At 67.5% G+C, this 15,048-nt stretch carries 16 protein-coding genes; 3 read left to right on the forward strand and 13 right to left on the reverse strand.

Features of this window, described 5'->3' with window-relative positions:
• The first annotated feature begins 117 nt into the window (after nt 1–117).
• Entirely contained in the window at nt 118–801 is a 684-nt protein-coding gene (locus tag JW897_RS01005; protein ID WP_048413058.1) for a response regulator transcription factor, read from the forward strand.
• A gap of 44 nt (nt 802–845) precedes the next feature.
• Here JW897_RS01005 and JW897_RS01010 read toward each other — a convergent pair whose 3' ends face one another.
• The 11 genes from JW897_RS01010 to JW897_RS01060 all read right to left on the reverse strand — a co-directional run bounded on the left by JW897_RS01010 (nt 846) and on the right by JW897_RS01060 (nt 11,953).
• Entirely contained in the window at nt 846–1,727 is an 882-nt protein-coding gene (locus JW897_RS01010; protein WP_205464883.1) for an isocitrate lyase/PEP mutase family protein, read from the reverse strand.
• On the reverse strand, nt 1,724–2,227 hold the full coding sequence (locus JW897_RS01015) for a flavin reductase family protein (protein WP_205464884.1): 504 nt from the start codon (nt 2,225–2,227) through the stop codon (nt 1,724–1,726). The genes JW897_RS01010 and JW897_RS01015 overlap by 4 nt, the downstream gene beginning before the upstream one ends.
• Nucleotides 2,227–2,616 (reverse strand): tautomerase family protein, encoded by a 390-nt coding sequence (locus JW897_RS01020; RefSeq protein ID WP_205464885.1) that lies wholly within the window; start codon nt 2,614–2,616, stop codon nt 2,227–2,229. Before JW897_RS01020 ends, JW897_RS01015 begins: the two co-directional genes overlap by 1 nt.
• A complete protein-coding gene (gene zapE, locus JW897_RS01025) occupies nt 2,607–3,683 on the reverse strand; it encodes a cell division protein ZapE (protein WP_205464886.1) in 1,077 nt (358 codons plus the stop codon). Before zapE ends, JW897_RS01020 begins: the two co-directional genes overlap by 10 nt.
• Nucleotides 3,676–4,308: an FMN-binding negative transcriptional regulator gene (locus tag JW897_RS01030; protein WP_205464887.1), complete on the reverse strand. Its 633-nt coding sequence runs from the start codon at nt 4,306–4,308 to the stop codon at nt 3,676–3,678. Before JW897_RS01030 ends, zapE begins: the two co-directional genes overlap by 8 nt.
• Nucleotides 4,305–5,606 carry an NAD(P)/FAD-dependent oxidoreductase gene (locus JW897_RS01035; protein ID WP_205464888.1) on the reverse strand — a complete coding sequence of 434 codons (1,302 nt, stop codon included), beginning with the start codon at nt 5,604–5,606 and terminating at the stop codon, nt 4,305–4,307. The genes JW897_RS01030 and JW897_RS01035 overlap by 4 nt, the downstream gene beginning before the upstream one ends.
• Nucleotides 5,587–6,903 (reverse strand): lysine N(6)-hydroxylase/L-ornithine N(5)-oxygenase family protein, encoded by a 1,317-nt coding sequence (locus tag JW897_RS01040; RefSeq protein WP_205464889.1) that lies wholly within the window; start codon nt 6,901–6,903, stop codon nt 5,587–5,589. The genes JW897_RS01035 and JW897_RS01040 overlap by 20 nt, the downstream gene beginning before the upstream one ends.
• A gap of 15 nt (nt 6,904–6,918) precedes the next feature.
• Entirely contained in the window at nt 6,919–8,292 is a 1,374-nt protein-coding gene (locus tag JW897_RS01045) for a diaminobutyrate--2-oxoglutarate transaminase family protein (RefSeq protein ID WP_048413066.1), read from the reverse strand.
• Nucleotides 8,293–8,305: 13 nt separating this feature from the next.
• The gene (locus tag JW897_RS01050; protein ID WP_205464890.1) at nt 8,306–9,352 is read right to left on the reverse strand and encodes an aromatic ring-hydroxylating dioxygenase subunit alpha; all 1,047 of its coding nucleotides are present in this window, start codon (nt 9,350–9,352) and stop codon (nt 8,306–8,308) included.
• Nucleotides 9,353–9,375: 23 nt separating this feature from the next.
• Nucleotides 9,376–10,902 carry a 4-hydroxyphenylacetate 3-hydroxylase family protein gene (locus JW897_RS01055; protein ID WP_197082970.1) on the reverse strand — a complete coding sequence of 509 codons (1,527 nt, stop codon included), beginning with the start codon at nt 10,900–10,902 and terminating at the stop codon, nt 9,376–9,378.
• A 301-nt stretch (nt 10,903–11,203) separates the two neighbouring features.
• The gene (locus JW897_RS01060) at nt 11,204–11,953 is read right to left on the reverse strand and encodes a sulfite exporter TauE/SafE family protein (protein WP_048413068.1); all 750 of its coding nucleotides are present in this window, start codon (nt 11,951–11,953) and stop codon (nt 11,204–11,206) included.
• Between the two features lie 296 nt (nt 11,954–12,249).
• On the opposite strand from JW897_RS01060, the gene JW897_RS01065 reads away from it, so the two are divergent.
• Nucleotides 12,250–12,591: an FKBP-type peptidyl-prolyl cis-trans isomerase gene (locus JW897_RS01065; RefSeq protein WP_048413069.1), complete on the forward strand. Its 342-nt coding sequence runs from the start codon at nt 12,250–12,252 to the stop codon at nt 12,589–12,591.
• Between the two features lie 25 nt (nt 12,592–12,616).
• On the opposite strand, the gene pyrC is transcribed toward JW897_RS01065, so the two are convergent.
• On the reverse strand, nt 12,617–13,654 hold the full coding sequence (gene pyrC, locus JW897_RS01070; RefSeq protein ID WP_205464891.1) for a dihydroorotase: 1,038 nt from the start codon (nt 13,652–13,654) through the stop codon (nt 12,617–12,619).
• Between the two features lie 186 nt (nt 13,655–13,840).
• A complete protein-coding gene (locus JW897_RS01075; protein WP_043589636.1) occupies nt 13,841–14,071 on the reverse strand; it encodes a sulfurtransferase TusA family protein in 231 nt (76 codons plus the stop codon).
• Nucleotides 14,072–14,260: 189 nt separating this feature from the next.
• Between JW897_RS01075 and JW897_RS01080 the strand changes: the two genes are divergently transcribed.
• Nucleotides 14,261–15,040, forward strand: a complete 780-nt coding sequence (locus JW897_RS01080) for an NRDE family protein (RefSeq protein WP_205464892.1) — start codon at nt 14,261–14,263, stop codon at nt 15,038–15,040.
• Nucleotides 15,041–15,048 lie beyond the last annotated feature (8 nt).

Below are 15,048 nucleotides of genomic sequence, written 5' to 3' on the forward strand. Positions count from 1 at the left end.
CAAGTTGTGGATGGACATGATCTCTGCTAGATGGTTTTGCATGCTATATTGAGGCGATGATTAAAAAAATGAGTATTTGAATCGAATGAGAGAGGGTTTGGAGACGGTGGAGGGGAAATGAAGGAAAGCAAAATCAAAGTGATGCTGTTGGACGATCATGAGGTGGTCAGGCAGGGCCTGGGCTTTAGATTGTCGCGGGAGAGCGATATCGTCTTGACCGGCTGTTTCGGCGACAGCCGCTCTTTTCTGGCGGCGTTGAGCCAGGGCAGTCCGGATGTGCTGGTGCTGGATTATGCGTTGCAGCCTCAGGACATGGATGGTTTGAACCTGATCCGCGCCATCCGCGCGCGCTTCCCCGAGGTGGTGATCCTGATCATGTCCTCTTACTACAACACGGCCACGGTGTCCCTGGCCTTGCGGGCCGGCGCGCGCGGTTTCGTCGGCAAGCAGCAGGATCTGGACGAACTGGTGCGCGCGATCCGGGTGGTGGTGGCTGGGCGCGTCTATTTGACGGCGGAGATGGCGCTGGAACTGGCGGAGGCCCAGCAGGCGGACAGCGTGCCCGCCGACAGTTCCACGCACGCGCCGGCCGCGATGGACCGGGTGGTCCGCCTGTCCGCCTTGTCGCCGCGGGAGCTGGAAGTGCTGCGCTGTTTTCTCGACGGCATGACGGTGAGCGAGATCGCCGAAAAATTTTCTAAGAGCATCAAGACCATCAGCGGCCAGAAGCAGGCCGCGATCAAGAAGCTGGGCTTGAAGTCGGACCACGAGCTGTACTTCATCAAAGACGAAATCCAATAGACGGGCGGGCTTGGAGCCCGCCCTTCATCGCGGCCCGCCCGCGCTCAATCCCGTCCGTCCGCGCCGTAGCGCGCGTCCAGCTCGTCGTAGAACGGTTTGTTGACCAGGCGCTGGCGCTCGGAGAACGGGGTCACCAGTTGCGGGTCTTCCTGCAAGATGCCGTCGCGGGACAGCGCGCCCAGCGCCCGCTGCATGCCCAGCACCGCGCCTTGCAGCGCGGCGTTGGCGTACAGCACCAGGCCGTAGCCCAGTTCCTTCAGGTCGGCGGCGCTCAACGCCGGGGTTTTGCCGCCGATGACGATGTTCATCAGCAAGGGGCGGTCGAACAGCGCCGGCAGGCGGCGGATGTCGTCCAGCTCGCGTACCGCTTCGATGAACAGCACGTCGGCGCCGGCCTCGGCGTAGCGGCCGGCGCGTTCGATGGCGGCGTCTATGCCGTCCACCGCGCAAGCGTCGGTGCGGGCGATGATCAGCAGTTGCTCGTCCTGGCGCGCGTCCGCCGCCGCCTGCAGCTTGCCGCACATTTCGGCGGCGCTGATCAGGTTCTGGCCGGCGAAATGGCCGCACTTCTTCGGCAGCACCTGATCTTCCAGCTGGATGGCGTCGGCGCCGGCGCGCTCGAGCACGCGCACGGTGCGGCGCACATTGAGCGCGTTGCCGAAGCCGGTGTCGGCGTCGACGATGATGGGGATGGACACCGCGTCGCGGATGGCGGCGGTCTGGTCCGCCACTTCCTTCAGGCCGACGAAGCTGAGGTCCGGCAGGCCCAGCTGCATATTGGTCAGGCCGGCGCCGGTCAGGTAGAGCGCGCCGAAGCCGAGGTCTTCGACGATGCGCGCGCTCAGCGCGTTGTAGGCGCCGGGCACCAGCAGGCCGGAGCGGCTGGCGATCAGACTGCGCAGGACGTGTTTGTTGTTTTGCGTCATGGTTGCGGTTCCAGGGAGGCTAGGGGATGGGTTTGATGGTACTGGCCGCGCCAGTAGACCAGCGGCTGGCGGGCCGGATCGTGATGGGCGGCCAGGACTTCGCCGATCAGAATCAGGTGGTCGCCTTCTTGGTAATGGCTTTTGCGGCGGCAGGCCAGCCAGGCGGCAGCGCCGTCTATCAGCGGCGCGCCGTGGCGCTCCAGCGTGAAGCGGGCGCGCTTGCGTTCGGCGTGGCCGGGGGCGGCGAACAGCCGGCACACGTCCAGCTGCTGCCGGCTCAGCACCTGGATGGCGAAGCGATCGGCGGAGAGAAAGCTGGCGGCGGCGCGCGATTGCCGGCGCAAGCACCACAGGATCAGCGGCGGCTCCAGCGATACCGAGCTGAAGGCGTTGATGGTCAGGCCCAGCGGGCCGTGTTCGGGGTCTAAGACCGAGGCGACGGCGACGCCGGTGGCGAAGCTGCCCAGGGTTTGGCGCAGGGCCTGCGGGTCCTGGCTCATCAGACGGCGATGGCGTAGCCGAAGTCGATGTCGCTGGCGGACTGGCCGCCGCGCATGCCCCAGTTTTCGGCCGGCTCTTCGCGCAGCAGGATCAGCACCGAGGCGGGCGCGATGTCCAGCAGCGCGGCCAGGTCGGCGGCCAGTTTGGCGTAGAGCTTTTTCTTGGTGTCCGGTTTGCGGCCGGCGAAGACGGTGATCTCGATGTGCAGGTAGTCCGGGTCGCCGCCCGGCGGCAGCAGATCGTCCGGCGCGAAGCGCTGGTAGCGCGCTTGCAGTTCCTCGTCGCTGACGCCGAACACGGCGCGCAGCGCGTCGTAGACGCAGTGGGCGATGGCTTGGCGCTGGGCCGGCGTGCGCGCGGCGGCGTCTTCGATTCTGACTATTGGCATAGCGGGCTCATTTCGATGGGGGCGGCGGCGGCGAAGGAGGCGGATTGCATTTCGGCGAGCCGGCTCAGCGTGCGGTGGGTGTCCGCGGACAGCGTGACTTCGCGCAGCATGGTTTCGATGGGGCGTTCGGAAATCAGCAGCAGGCGCTGGCGGCGGTCGTAGAGCACGTCCACCAGCCAGATGAAGCGGCGCAGGCCGTCCGCCTTGTTCAACTGCGCCTGGGCGATGTCGGAGACGACCACGGTGTGCCAGCGTTCCGACATTTCCAGGTAATCCAGATGCGAGCGCGGGCCCAGGCAGAGGGTTTCGAAGTCGAACCAGACGCAGTCCGGGCTTTGCGCCCGCGCGGACAGCGGCCGGCCGGACAGCGAGACGGCGGCGGCGGGGCCCACGCTCCGGCCCTGCTCTTGCAGCAGCCGGCGCAGGCGTTGTTCGGCGTCCGCGTCGCAGGGGTGCAGATAGTGTTCGCCGGCGGCGGCTTCGCGGTAGCGGTAGTCGCGGTCGCCGTCCAGGTGCAGCACCTGCATGTGACGCTGGATCAGCGCGATCACCCGCAGCGCGTAGCGGTGCAGCTGCGGGTCCGGCAGCAGTTGCTCCGGCGCGTAGTTGGAAGTCAGGATCACCAGCACCCGCTCTTCCAGCAGCACGGTCAGGAAGCGTTCCATCAGGATGGCGTCGGCGATGTCGTGCAGATGGAATTCGTCCAGGCAGAACAGGCGGCTTTGCGCGGCCACGCGCCGCGCCAGCGCCGGCAGGTAGTTGGCTTGCTCGCCGCCGGCCTGGGCCAGGCCGCGGTGCAGGTCGCGTAGGAACTGGTGGTAGTGGATGCGTTGGGCCGGCGCGTCGGACAGCGAGAACAGGCCGTCCATCAGCATGGTCTTGCCGCGGCCGGGCTCGCCCCACAGATAGGCGCCGGTTTGCGGCGGCGGCCGCCGCAGCGGCCAGCCGGGGCCGGGCCGCGCCTGGAGGCGCAGCGCGTCCAGCGCGTCGGCGGCGCGGCGCTGGCCGGGGTCCAGCGCGACGCCTCTGTCGATGAAGCGCCGGGCCAGCGCGGAGGGCTCAGCCATGCGCCGGCTCCGCGGTTTCGGCGAAGCGCAGCAGTTCTTCCAGCAGCGCGCGCTCCGCGGCATCGTCGCGGCGCAGCAGATGATCCAGCGCCGCCTGCTGGTCGGCCGGGGTCTTGTCCTGCGACAGCTTGAAGCGGCCTTCCTCGTGGAGCACGTGGATGCGCAGGCCGAGGATGTGCGGCGCGTTGGCGATCACCCGGGGATCGGCCGCCTGGTACTGGAACGGCGCTTGCGGCGGTTGCAGCCGCTCGCAGGTGTCGCGCAGCGCGCGGCGGGCGGATTCGAGGTCGTCGAGGACTTCGATCTCGACGTCCATGTGCACCGCGACGTAGTTCCAGGTGGGCAGCAGCCGGCTGCGGTAGGCTTCCGGCGGGATATAGCTTTGCGGGCCCATGAACACCAGGCGCGCGGGAAAGCGGCCGCGGCCCTGGAATTGGGGGTTGCGGCGGTCGACGTGGCCGAACAGGCTGCGGTCGGCGACGCGGAACAGCGGGATGTGGCTGGCGTGGTGCCGGCCCTGGTGTTCGCTGCTGATCAGCGCCAGCGGGTAGCGGGCTATCATCCGGTCTATCAGCTCGGGGCGGCTACAGCAGTATTCCTGGTAATGAAAGGCGCATGAACTCACTGGGTGGTGTCCTTTGGCGTACAAGCTTCGGTCGGCGCGAGCCGGGCGCGTCGGCGGCGGTCGTGGGCGATGGCCGCTTCGGCCATCCACTTTAGCAGCGCGCGGCCGCGCAGCGCTCGCGAGTTGAACGGCAATAGGGCCGGGCCGGCGCCTATCAGCTGGCGGGCCAGGTTCCGGCCCAGCATGAAGGACAGCGCCAGGCCGCGGCCGTTGCAGCCGGTCCAGGCCAGGACGCCGTCGCCGACGCGCCGCAGGCTGGGCAGGCCGGACGGGGTGAGGCCGACCTGGCCGGCCCATAACCGCGGCGCGACGTCCAGCTCCAGGCCGAAGACGGCGCGGACGCGCCGGCGCAAGGCGGCGTCGTAGTGTTCCGCGCCGGCGTCGGAGCGCAGCGCGAACAGGCCGGTCAGCAATTGGCCTTCCGGCGTTTTGCGGAAAAACCACATATCGCGGCGGTTGTCGGAGAAGGGGATGTCGGCGGGCAGCACCCGCGCCTGCTGTTCCGCGCTCAGCTCGAACTGTCCGAGCGCCAGCGTCAGCGGCACGCTGTGGCGGGCGACGGCGGCGACCCCGTCGCGGCTGTAGGCGTTGCCCGCCATCAGCACGCGGCCGGCGCGCAGGCTGCCGCGCGGGGTGCGGATCACGTGCATGCCGTCGCGGCTTTCCAGTTCCAGCAGTTTGGCCGGGCAACGCTCCAGCAGCACCACGCCGCGCCGGCGGCAGCGTTCGGCCAGGCCGCGCGCCAGCGCCAGCGGGTCGATCTGGCCGCCGTCCTCGAACAGCAGGCCGCCGTGGTAGCCGGCGGCGGCGCTCAGGGCTTGCGCCTGTTCGGCGTCCAGCGCGCGGGCGCGCACGCCCAGCCTGCGCCAGGCCAGCGCGCCGGCCTGCGCGGAGCCGGGGGCGGCGAACAGCTGCATCCAGCCTTTGCGCACCGGGCTGGCTTCCGGCAGGGCTAGCAATTCGGCCGCGGCCTCGCTCAGGCCGGCCAGATAGCCTTCGGCCTGCGGTCCCAGCCAGGCGCGCAGCTCCGGAGGGCCGCAGCGCGCCGGCACCGGCACCACGAAGCCGGAGTTGCGGCCGGTGGCGCCGCTGCCGACGGCGTCGGCTTCCAGTACCACCACCGAGCAGCCGGCCTCGGCGGCGGCCAGCGCCGCCGACAGCCCGGTCAGGCCGGCGCCTATCACCGCCAGCTCGCAGCTGACCGGCAGCGCGTCGGCCTTGTCCGCCAATAAGGGCCGCGCGCGCGCCTGCCAGCCGGTGGCGGCGCTCAGCAGCGCTTCAAGCGCGGGCGCCGTCATGCCGCGATCCTTGTTCCAGCCGCGCCGTCAGCGATTGCACGATGGCCTGGGAGCGCAGCGCCAGCAGGCTGAAGGAGCCGGCGTCGCCCATGCCGTGGGAGGATTCGCACAGGCCGTTCAGGTAGAGCGGCGCGCCGTGGTCGGCCTCGCCGCGCAGCCGCACGCGGTAGTCCAGCGCGATGTCCACGGTGTCGCGCTCGGCGAACAGCTGCGGCGACAGGGTTTCCAGCACGCGCGGCCAGGGTTCGCGCTTGGGGCCGCGGCCCAGGTCGAGGAAGCCGGTGGCCAGCACCACCAGGTCCACGGTTTCGCTGACCGCGTCGCCGCCCAGGAAGTGGCGCAGCCGCAGCGTGACGCCGTCGGCGCCGGGTTCGCAGGCCTCGGTCTCCATGCAGGTGAGCAGGGCCAGGCTGTCCTTGTCCTGCAGCCGGTTGGCGTACTGCTTGACGTAGAGCTGGTTGAGCACGTCGATGTCGGCGGCCGAGTAGTTGGTGAACACCAGTTCCTGGCGCAGCCTGGCCTTGTGTTCCGGGCTGGCGGCGAAGAAGGCGTCGACGAAGGCGGGGAAGTACACCTCGTCGGAGAAGGGGCTGGTGTCTTTCTGGCGGTAGCCGAAGTTGCGGGTGACGCCGACCACCCGCGTCAACGTCGGCTCGGCGCTGGCGTGCAGCAGGATTTCCACCGCGCTCTGGCTGCCGCCTATCACCGCCACCCGGCCGCCGCCCTTGGCCTTCAGCCGCTCCAGCGCCGGCAGGTAGTGGTTGAGGTGGACCACGCGCGGGTCCGGCGCGCGCTGGAACGGCTCCGGGATGTTGGGGGTGCGGCCCGGCGCCAGCACCACGCTGAGCGCCAGGTATTCGCGGCCGTCGGCGCACAGCACGCGGTAATGGCTGAGCGCGCCGCCGCTGTCGCTGACCGGCAGGATGTCGATGACTTCGCGCTGGTATTCCACCAGGTGCTGGAAGCAGCCGGCGGCCCAGCTGACGTATTGCGCGTATTCCAGCCGCAGCGGGTAGTGCAGCGGCAGGTTCAGGTGCTCGTAGAGCCGGTTGTGTTCGTGCAGGAAGTTGGTGAAGGTGTAGCGGCTGCGCGGGTTGCGCGGGGTGACCAGGTCGCGCAGCGGGTGGTTCTGGATGTCCGAGCCTTCCAGCAGCATGCCGGGCTGCCAGGCGGCGGAGGGCCGCCGCTCCAGAAAGCGCACGGACAGCTGCGGCGCCAGTTCTTCCAGCGCGATGGCCAGCGCGATGTTGGCGGGGCCGAAGCCGATGCCGATGATGTCGTGTACGGTATGCGTCATGCTGTCGCTCCAGGTTCAGAAGGCCATGGCGGCCGGGGCGTGCGCGGCGGCCGGGGCGGCGGGCCACAAGCTGGCCAGCGCGGTTTCAAAACGGCGGACGATGTCCTCCGCGTCGTCGGCGCCGATGATCAGCGGCGGCAGCAAGCGCATCACCGCGCCGTGGCGGCCGCCGCTTTCCAGGATCAGGCCGTGTTCCAGACAGGCGCGCTTGAGCGCCTTGGCCAGCAGGCCGTTGGCCGGCGGGTGGCCCAGCGCGTCCGGCGCGCCGTTGGGGTCTATCAGTTCCACCCCCAGCATCAGGCCGCGGCCGCGCACCTCGCCGATGCAGGAGAAGCGCGCTTGCAGCGCCTGCAGGCGCTGGCGCAGCAGTTGGCCCACCTCCCGCACTTGCTCCAGCACGCCGGGCCGGCGCAGGTATTCCAGCGTGGCCGCGCCGCTGACCAGGGCGATCTGGTTGCCGCGGAAGGTGCCGGCGTGGGCGCCGGGCGCCCAGCGGTCGTATTTCTGGTGGTAGGCGACCAGGGCCAGCGGGTAGCCGCCGCCCACCGCCTTGGACAGGATGACGGCGTCCGGCACGATGCCGGCCCACTCGTGGGCGAACATGTCGCCGCTGCGGCCGAAGCCGGTCTGCACTTCGTCCATCACCAGCGGCACGTCGTGGCGCGCGGTGATCTCGCGCAGGCCGCGCAGCCATTCCGCGCTGGCCGGAATGCAGCCGCCTTCGCCCTGGATGGGCTCCACCAGCAGCATGGCCGGCTTGCCGACGCCGCTTTCCGGGTCGGACAACAGATTTTCCAGATAAGCCAGCGACAGCCGTTCGGTGTCGGCGGCGTCGGCGCCGAAGGGGCTGCGGTAGGCGTAGGGAAACGGCAGGAACTGGATTTCCGCCGGGTAGCCGCTGACCGCCTGTTTCGGCCCCAGATTGCCCATCATGCCCAGCGCGCCCATGGTCATGCCGTGATAGGCGCCCTGGAAGGCCAGTACCGGGCGGCGGCCGGTGGCGGTCTTGAACAGCTTGAGCGCGGCTTCCACCGCGTCGGAGCCGGACGGGCCGCAGAACTGCACCTTGGCGTGTTCGGCGAAAGCGGCCGGCAGCGCCTGGTACAGCTGTTCGACGAAGGCGAGCTTGGCTGGGGTGGCGATGTCCAGCGCCTGCTGCAGTTGGCCGGATTGCAGAAAATCGGCCACCCGCTGCTGGACGAAGGGGTGGTTGTGGCCCAGCGGCAGCGCGCCGGCGCAGGCCAGGCAGTCCAGGTATTCGCGGCCTTCGCTGTCGTAGACCCGGGCCAGTTCGCCGCGGCTGATCACGCGGTCTATGCCGCGCGCGTAGGTGCGGGCGTTGGATTCGCGCTCGGCCAGCTGCAGGCGGCGGGGTTCAAATGCTTCCATTGCTTGCTCCCTATCAGTTCAGCACGGCCGCGGCGCGCGGCTCGGCGTGGTCTTGCGCGCTGGCGCGCAGCCCCAGTTCCTTGATCCAGCGCCGGTATTCGATGCCCAGCCGGTCGCTGCGCACATGCATTTCCTGCTGGAGGTCCAGCGGCAGCCGCGCTGGGCGCTGAGACTCCACGATCAGCCGGTCCTGCTCGAACACCATGTCCTGGCGGTAGAGGATTTTCTCCTCGCTCAAGTCGGCGCCGAAGTTGATGGCGACGATCAGCCAGATCACGCATTCGGCCTCGTCCACCGGGGTGGCGTTGAGAAAGGTGCAGAAGCGCTCGGTGTCGCCGGTCTTCTTGACGAAGTAGGCGGTGGTGGGGTTGAACACCGAGTAGGTGTAACGCGCGGTGACCGGGATGCCGCGGTGGTCGCCGTAGGGCTGGAACACCGAGATTTCCGAGGTGCGCAGCCCGCGCTCGTCCTTGAACACCTGATAGTCCGGCAGCGGCTCCGGCGCGTCCGGGTCGCCGTTCAAATTGGCGTGGACGAAGGGGAAGTGCGAGGCGTCGAGGAAGTTCTCCACCGAGCGCAAGGCGTTGCCCAGATAGCGGTAGGGGCCGGCGAAAACCTTGCGGAAGCTGTCGTCTTCCCATTCCGGGAACACCGGCAGCGGCCGCTGCGGCGCGTCCAGGCTGGCCCAGATCAGGCCGTAGCGTTCGGCCGCGTGGTGGCGGAAGATCAGCCGCGCGGACGAGGGCGTGGCCTGATCCGGGTGGGCCGGCACCCGCGTGCACTGGCCGCCGGCGTCGAAGCGCCAGCCGTGGTACGGGCATTCGATCTCGCCCTTTTTGACGCAGCCCAGCGACAGCTTGGCGCCGCGATGGCCGCAATAATCTTTCCAGGCGTGGATCTGGCCGGCGCCGTCGCGCCACAGCACCAGTTCCTCGCCCAGCAGCCGCACCGCCTTGGGGCGTTCGGCGCTGACTTCGTCGGCGCGCGCCACCACATGCCATTGGTTCTTCAAGGCCTGGTAGTCCAGGCCGGCGCGGTCCCATTTGCCTGCGTACAGCATGCTTGCCTCCTTTCCGGTCCGGTTCAAACGCGGTCGCGGCAAGCGCCGTCGAACTGCCAGCCCGGACGCGCCCAGCCGTCCGTCGTGTAGTCGGCCATGCAGTCGTCCACCAGCGCGCGGCATTGCTCCAGCACGCCGCTGCTCTCGCAGTGGCGCAGCATGTCCAGCCGCACCTGTTCGTTGTTGCCGGCGTAATTGTGCTCGTACAGCTCGTGGCGGCCGCCGAACTCGCTGCCCAGCGCGTCCCACAGCAGCTTGATCAGCTTGAGCCGGTCCACCGCTTCCTGGTCGGTGCCCTGGAAGTAGCAGCCGATCAGATCCTTAAGCTCGGGATTGGCCAGGTCCAGCCAGCTGGACACCTGCATGATGGGCGAGCCGCCGAGTATGGTGTTGAACACCGGTTTGAGCTGGGACATCATCTGGGTGCCGAAATAGCGCACCGTGGCGGCGGCCTCCAGCCGCGGCACCACCGAGCCGTCGCGGCGCGGTTCCGGGTTGTGACACAGCGATTCGGTCAGCGACCACATCAGGTTGCGCAGCGCCACGATGTCGGCCAGCCGGGCGCGCACGCCGCGGAAGCCGTCGCTGCCGTTGGACTCCAGCACCTTGGCCAGCAGGCCGCAGATGAAGTCCATCTTCACCGCTAGCCGGGTGCCGGACTGCAGCGGGTAGCGGTTGAGGAAGCCGGAGGCGGAATAGAAGCTGCGCGCGCGCTCGATGTCGCGGTAGATCAGCACGTTTTCCCAGGGCACGAACACGCCGTCGAAGATCAGCACCGAGTCGTTTTCGTCGAAGCGGCTGGACAGCGGGTTGTCGAAGGGGCTGAGCGCCGCGGCTTCGTAGGAGCGGCGGCAAATGATTTTGAGGTTGGGCGCGTTCATCGGCAGGATGAAGCAGAGCGCGAAGTCCTCTTCGCCGCCGGGCTGGTATTGGGCGGCGCTGTTCTGGGCGACGAAGGTGGCGTTGGAGATGGCGGCGCTGGTGGCCACCATCTTGGCGCCGCGCACGATGATGCCGGCGTCGGTTTCCTTTTCCACGTGCAGGTAAAGATCGCGCATTTCCGACGCGGCGCGGGCGCGGCCCGCCGGCGGGTTCACCAGCACGTGGTTGAGGAACAGCACTTTGCGCGCGCTCTGGCGGTACCAGTTCAGCGCGTTGTCGTGGAAGGGCGCGTACAGGTGGGGATCGGACTTCAGCGTGGCGGTGAAGCCGGCCTTGTAGTCCGGGGTGCGGCCCATGAAGCCGTAAGTCAGCCGCGACCAGTGGGCGATGGCGTCGCGCGCCTTGAGCAGATCCTCACAGGAGCGGCTGGGCATGAAATAGCGGTGGGTGCGGTAGCCTTCCGGGTCGATGTCGGTCATCAATTCCTGGCTGTCCGGGTGGTGCAGCGCCTCGTACAGCCGCGACATCGAGTAGGCGCTGTTGCGGAAAGCCGGGTGCCGGCTGACGTCCGCCACCTTCTGGCCGTAGATGTAGACTTCGCGGCCGTCGTTGAGACTGGCCAGGTATTCCTCCGGCGTCATCATTTCGTTCAATGCAGCTTGATTCACTTGGCACTCCTCATCGATTAAGAGCAGCAAACACAATCCCGGACCGCGGGCGACAGGACGCCCTCCCGTCAGGGATAAGAGAATCGACGCCATGGGCGCGGCCGCGCGTGGTTTGGGCCGGCGGAGGGCTATGGCGGGTATTGCGTAGTGGAGTCCGCTCAGAACCTGTTTACGATCTGCCGCGCGTTGGCGATACGGCGTTGAAACCCGCTTCGAAGTGCTCATGTACCATCTGTACACTCCGCTTTCTCAGCTGTTTTCGCCTGGTCTCGCCTTCGCTCGCGAGAGCGTAAACACGTTCTCAGTGGCTGAAGTAACGGCCTAGCAGGACGATGCCGGAAAACAGGACGACGGTATTGATCACCCGGATGAACTGCTCGCGGGTCAGCCTCAGGGTGATGTGGCGGCCGGCGAACACCCCGCACAGCATGGCCGGCGCCAGGATCAGCGCCAGCAGCAGCAGGGAGGCGTCCATATAGACGCCGGCCAGCGCGAACAGCACCACCCGGGTCAGGGTGCTCAGGCCGATCAGCGTGGTCTGGGTGATGCGCAGATGTTCTTTTTGTTCGATGCGGCCGGACAGGTAAATGGCGTAGATGAAGCCGCCGCTGCCGAACAGCGCGCTGAACACGCCGCCCACCAGGCCGAAGGGCACCGCCGCGCGGGGCTGGAATTGCCGCTTGGGGCTAAGGCCGCTGAGCGAGTACAGCGAGTAGGCCACCACGAACACGCCCAGCGCCAGCAGCAGCGCGTCCGGCCGGGTTTTCAGCAAGATGGCGGCGCCGATCAGGCTGCCGGCCACCATCAGCGGGATCAGCCGCTTCAGTTCGCCTAGGTCCGCCTTGCTGCCGTCGCGCAGGATGTTGCTGAAGGCGGCGAACATGTCCATCAGCGCCAGCAGGGGCACGATCTTGGCCACCGGGATGAAAATGGCCAGCACCGGGCTGGCGACCAGGGCGGTGCCGAAGCCGGCCACGCCGAAAATCACGTAAGCAATGGTGACCGCCGCGAAGATGGCGCTCAGGTCCTGCCATGGCAAATCCAGCAACATAAGCTTTCTCCTGACCCGCCAGCCATGTCTTGGCACTGGTCTGACGGCTCCTGCTATTGCTCCGACGGCTATTTTGTCTTGGTTCAGCCGTTCTCAAGTGTTTGCATCCTACTGATTTGTCATGATGTATGTCAAATGGGAAAGTTTGTCCTTGCAGTATTTGAATTGCATTTAATGATTAATATATTTGTAGAAAAAGTTTTATCCGGAACTACGGCGCCGCTTGGCGAGCCGGACTCGCCGCGGCGGGGCGAGTCCGCTATCATCCGCGGCAAACTGAAGGCGAGGACGCATAGATGAGCGATGAACTGCAAATCACCGATCTGGTGGAGGGCGCGGGCAAGGAAGTGGTCAGGGGCGCTTTGATCACCACCCAGTACACCGGCTGGCTGGAGGACGGCACCGAGTTCGATTCGTCCCACGCCAAGGGACGGCCGTTCCAGTGCGTGATCGGCACCGGCCGCGTGATCAAGGGTTGGGACCAGGGGCTGATGGGCATGAAGGTGGGCGGCAAGCGCCGGCTGTACGTGCCGGCGCGCCTGGCTTACGGCGAGCGCCAGATCGGCGCCCACATCAAGCCCAATTCCAATCTCTTGTTCGAGATCGAGTTGCTGGAAGTGCTGACCCGCGACGATTGAGGCTGCGAGGTTCGCCCCCTCCTTTTTAGTCCTGCAGCTTCCAGGCCATGCTCTCGCCGGCGCGCAGCGGCACCAGCGCGTCGCCGTCGTAGGGCAGCGCGTCCGGCACCGTCCACGCCTGCTTGGCCAGGGTCACGCGCTCCGCGTTGACCGGCAGGCGGTAGAAGGCCGGGCCGTTGAGGCTGGCGAAGGCTTCCAGCTTGTCCAGCGCGCCGGCCGCCTCGAAGGCCTCGGCGTACAGCTCGATGGCGGCGTTGGCGGTGTACATGCCGGCGCAGCCGCAGCTGCTCTCCTTGGCGTGGCGCGCGTGCGGCGCGCTGTCGGTGCCGAGGAAGAATTTGGCGGAGCCGCTGGTGGCGGCCTTGAGCAGCGCCTGGCGGTGCAGCTCGCGCTTGAGCACCGGCAGGCAGTAGTGGTGCGGGCGGATGCCGCCGACGAACAGCGCGTTGCGGTTCATCAGCAGATGATGGGCGGTGATGGTGGCGGCGACGTTGTCCGGCGCGGCGGCCACGTATTCGGCGGCGTCGCGGGTGGTGATGTGCTCGAACACCACGCGCAGCGCGGGCAGCTTGGCCAGCAAGGGTTGGAACACCTGTTCGATGAAGACCGCCTCGCGGTCGAACACGTCGATGGCCGGGTCGGTGACTTCGCCGTGCACCAGCAGCGGCAGGCCGGTTTCGGCCATGGCTTCCAGCGCCGGCATGGCCTTGTTGACGTCGGACACGCCGAAGTCGGAGTTGGTGGTGGCGCCGGCCGGGTAGAGCTTGACCGCGTGGACAAAGCCGCTGGCCTTGGCCTTGCGGATTTCCGCCGGCGAGGTGTTGTCGGTCAGGTACAGCGTCATCAGCGGTTCGAAGCGGCTGCCGGCCGGGCGCGCGGCCAGGATGCGCTCGCGGTAGGCGGCGGCGGCGTCCACGGTGGTCACCGGCGGCTTGAGATTGGGCATGATGATGGCGCGGCCCATCTGGCGACAGGTGTCGGGCAATACGGCGGCCAGCGCCGCGCCGTCGCGCAGGTGCAGATGCCAGTCATCGGGGCGGATCAGGGTCAGGGTTTGCGTCATGGTCTTGCCTGCGGATTGCGATGAAAAAGGCGGCGGCCAAAAAGAACCTGTTTACAAGCTGCTGAGCGTCGGCGATACGGCGGTGAAAGAGCTTTCGGAATGCTCATGCACGTGAGTACATTCCGCTTCTTCTGCCGTTTTCGCCGGGTCTCGCCTTTGTTGTAAACGGGTTCTGAGCCATCGGGATTATTTCCGTTTCAGCACCATGCGGAATTTGCCTTCCGCGGTGGTGTCCGACGTCAACAGTGCGTTGCCGGTCTGGCGGCAGAAGGCTTCGAAGTCCTTGGGCGCGCCGGGATCGGTGGCGATCACCTCCAGCACCGCGCCGCTGTCCATTTCCGCCAGCGCCTTCTTGGCGCGCAGGATGGGCAGCGGGCAGTTGAGGCCGGAGAGGTCTATGGTCTTGTCGAAATTCATGGTCCGGCTTCCTCAGCCTTATCAGTTACAATGGAGGGAAGCCCGGCCGCTTGGAACCCGTTCAAGGCCGTAGCGCCGACGCGCGGCGGACATTGAACGGAATACAGGCCTGGTCGGAACTGTCCGCGGCTGCTCCCTAAACCCTAAGTTTACGCGAGTCGCCAAGCCATCCTCAAATCGGTCTTCATCATGTGCGTGATCGCTTTTGCCTACAAGACCCCCGGATTGGGCCAGCTGGTGTTGCTGGCCAACCGGGACGAATACTATGCGCGTCCGACCGAGCCGCTGGATTGGTGGCCGCAATATCAGAATACGCTGGGCGGCCGCGACGCCGAGTCCGGCGGCAGCTGGTTGATGGTGGACGGCCGCGGCCGCATCGCCGCGGTGACCAATATCCGCGACGGCCACCCGATCAAGGCGGAGCGTTCGCGCGGCGAGCTGGTGGAGCGTTTCGTCAGCGGCGACGAGGACCCGTTCGCCTTCGCCGACTGGCTGCGCGCCGAGCAAGGCCGCTATGCGCCGTTCAATCTTTTGTTCGGCTATGCCTCGGACCTGTTCCATTTTCATAGCCGCGGCGGACAGATCGCGCGGGTGACGCCGGGCATTCATACGCTGTCCAACGCCACGCTGGACACGCCGTGGTTCAAGAGCGAGCGGCTGGCGGAGTATTTGCGCGAGTTCCAGCGCGTGCCCACCGAGGACCAGGCCTTCGTCGCCCTGTCCGACGGCACGCCGGCGCCGCCGGGACAGTTGCCGAACACCCGCATCGGCTCCGCGCTGGAGCGGGTGTTGTCGCCCATCTTCATCAAGGGTCGCGACTACGGCACCCGCGCGTCCATGCTGCTGACGGTGTCGGCGCGCGGCGACATGCAGTTTTCGGAGTTGAGTTGGGGCCTGGCCGGCAGGGAAACCGGCCGCCGCCGTTTCACCTTGCGTCCGGGCCAGCCAAGCGCGGCCCCGGCGCGCTGAACGAGGAG

It is taken from the genome of Chromobacterium alkanivorans (assembly GCF_016937655.1).
Classification (GTDB): domain Bacteria; phylum Pseudomonadota; class Gammaproteobacteria; order Burkholderiales; family Chromobacteriaceae; genus Chromobacterium; species Chromobacterium alkanivorans.

What these genes read in the sequence shown, in the direction of transcription:
- JW897_RS01045 (WP_048413066.1), bottom strand. Translation starts at nt 8,292, where the DNA reads ATGGAAGCATTTGAACCCCGCCGCCTGCAGCTGGCCGAGCGCGAATCC.
- JW897_RS01060 (WP_048413068.1), bottom strand. Translation starts at nt 11,953, where the DNA reads ATGTTGCTGGATTTGCCATGGCAGGACCTGAGCGCCATCTTCGCGGCG.
- zapE (WP_205464886.1), bottom strand. Translation starts at nt 3,683, where the DNA reads ATGGCTGAGCCCTCCGCGCTGGCCCGGCGCTTCATCGACAGAGGCGTC.
- JW897_RS01080 (WP_205464892.1), top strand. Translation starts at nt 14,261, where the DNA reads ATGTGCGTGATCGCTTTTGCCTACAAGACCCCCGGATTGGGCCAGCTG.
- JW897_RS01040 (WP_205464889.1), bottom strand. Translation starts at nt 6,903, where the DNA reads ATGACGCATACCGTACACGACATCATCGGCATCGGCTTCGGCCCCGCC.
- JW897_RS01020 (WP_205464885.1), bottom strand. Translation starts at nt 2,616, where the DNA reads ATGCCAATAGTCAGAATCGAAGACGCCGCCGCGCGCACGCCGGCCCAG.
- JW897_RS01010 (WP_205464883.1), bottom strand. Translation starts at nt 1,727, where the DNA reads ATGACGCAAAACAACAAACACGTCCTGCGCAGTCTGATCGCCAGCCGC.
- JW897_RS01075 (WP_043589636.1), bottom strand. Translation starts at nt 14,071, where the DNA reads ATGAATTTCGACAAGACCATAGACCTCTCCGGCCTCAACTGCCCGCTG.
- JW897_RS01015 (WP_205464884.1), bottom strand. Translation starts at nt 2,227, where the DNA reads ATGAGCCAGGACCCGCAGGCCCTGCGCCAAACCCTGGGCAGCTTCGCC.
- JW897_RS01065 (WP_048413069.1), top strand. Translation starts at nt 12,250, where the DNA reads ATGAGCGATGAACTGCAAATCACCGATCTGGTGGAGGGCGCGGGCAAG.
- JW897_RS01005 (WP_048413058.1), top strand. Translation starts at nt 118, where the DNA reads ATGAAGGAAAGCAAAATCAAAGTGATGCTGTTGGACGATCATGAGGTG.
- JW897_RS01035 (WP_205464888.1), bottom strand. Translation starts at nt 5,606, where the DNA reads ATGACGGCGCCCGCGCTTGAAGCGCTGCTGAGCGCCGCCACCGGCTGG.
- JW897_RS01050 (WP_205464890.1), bottom strand. Translation starts at nt 9,352, where the DNA reads ATGCTGTACGCAGGCAAATGGGACCGCGCCGGCCTGGACTACCAGGCC.
- pyrC (WP_205464891.1), bottom strand. Translation starts at nt 13,654, where the DNA reads ATGACGCAAACCCTGACCCTGATCCGCCCCGATGACTGGCATCTGCAC.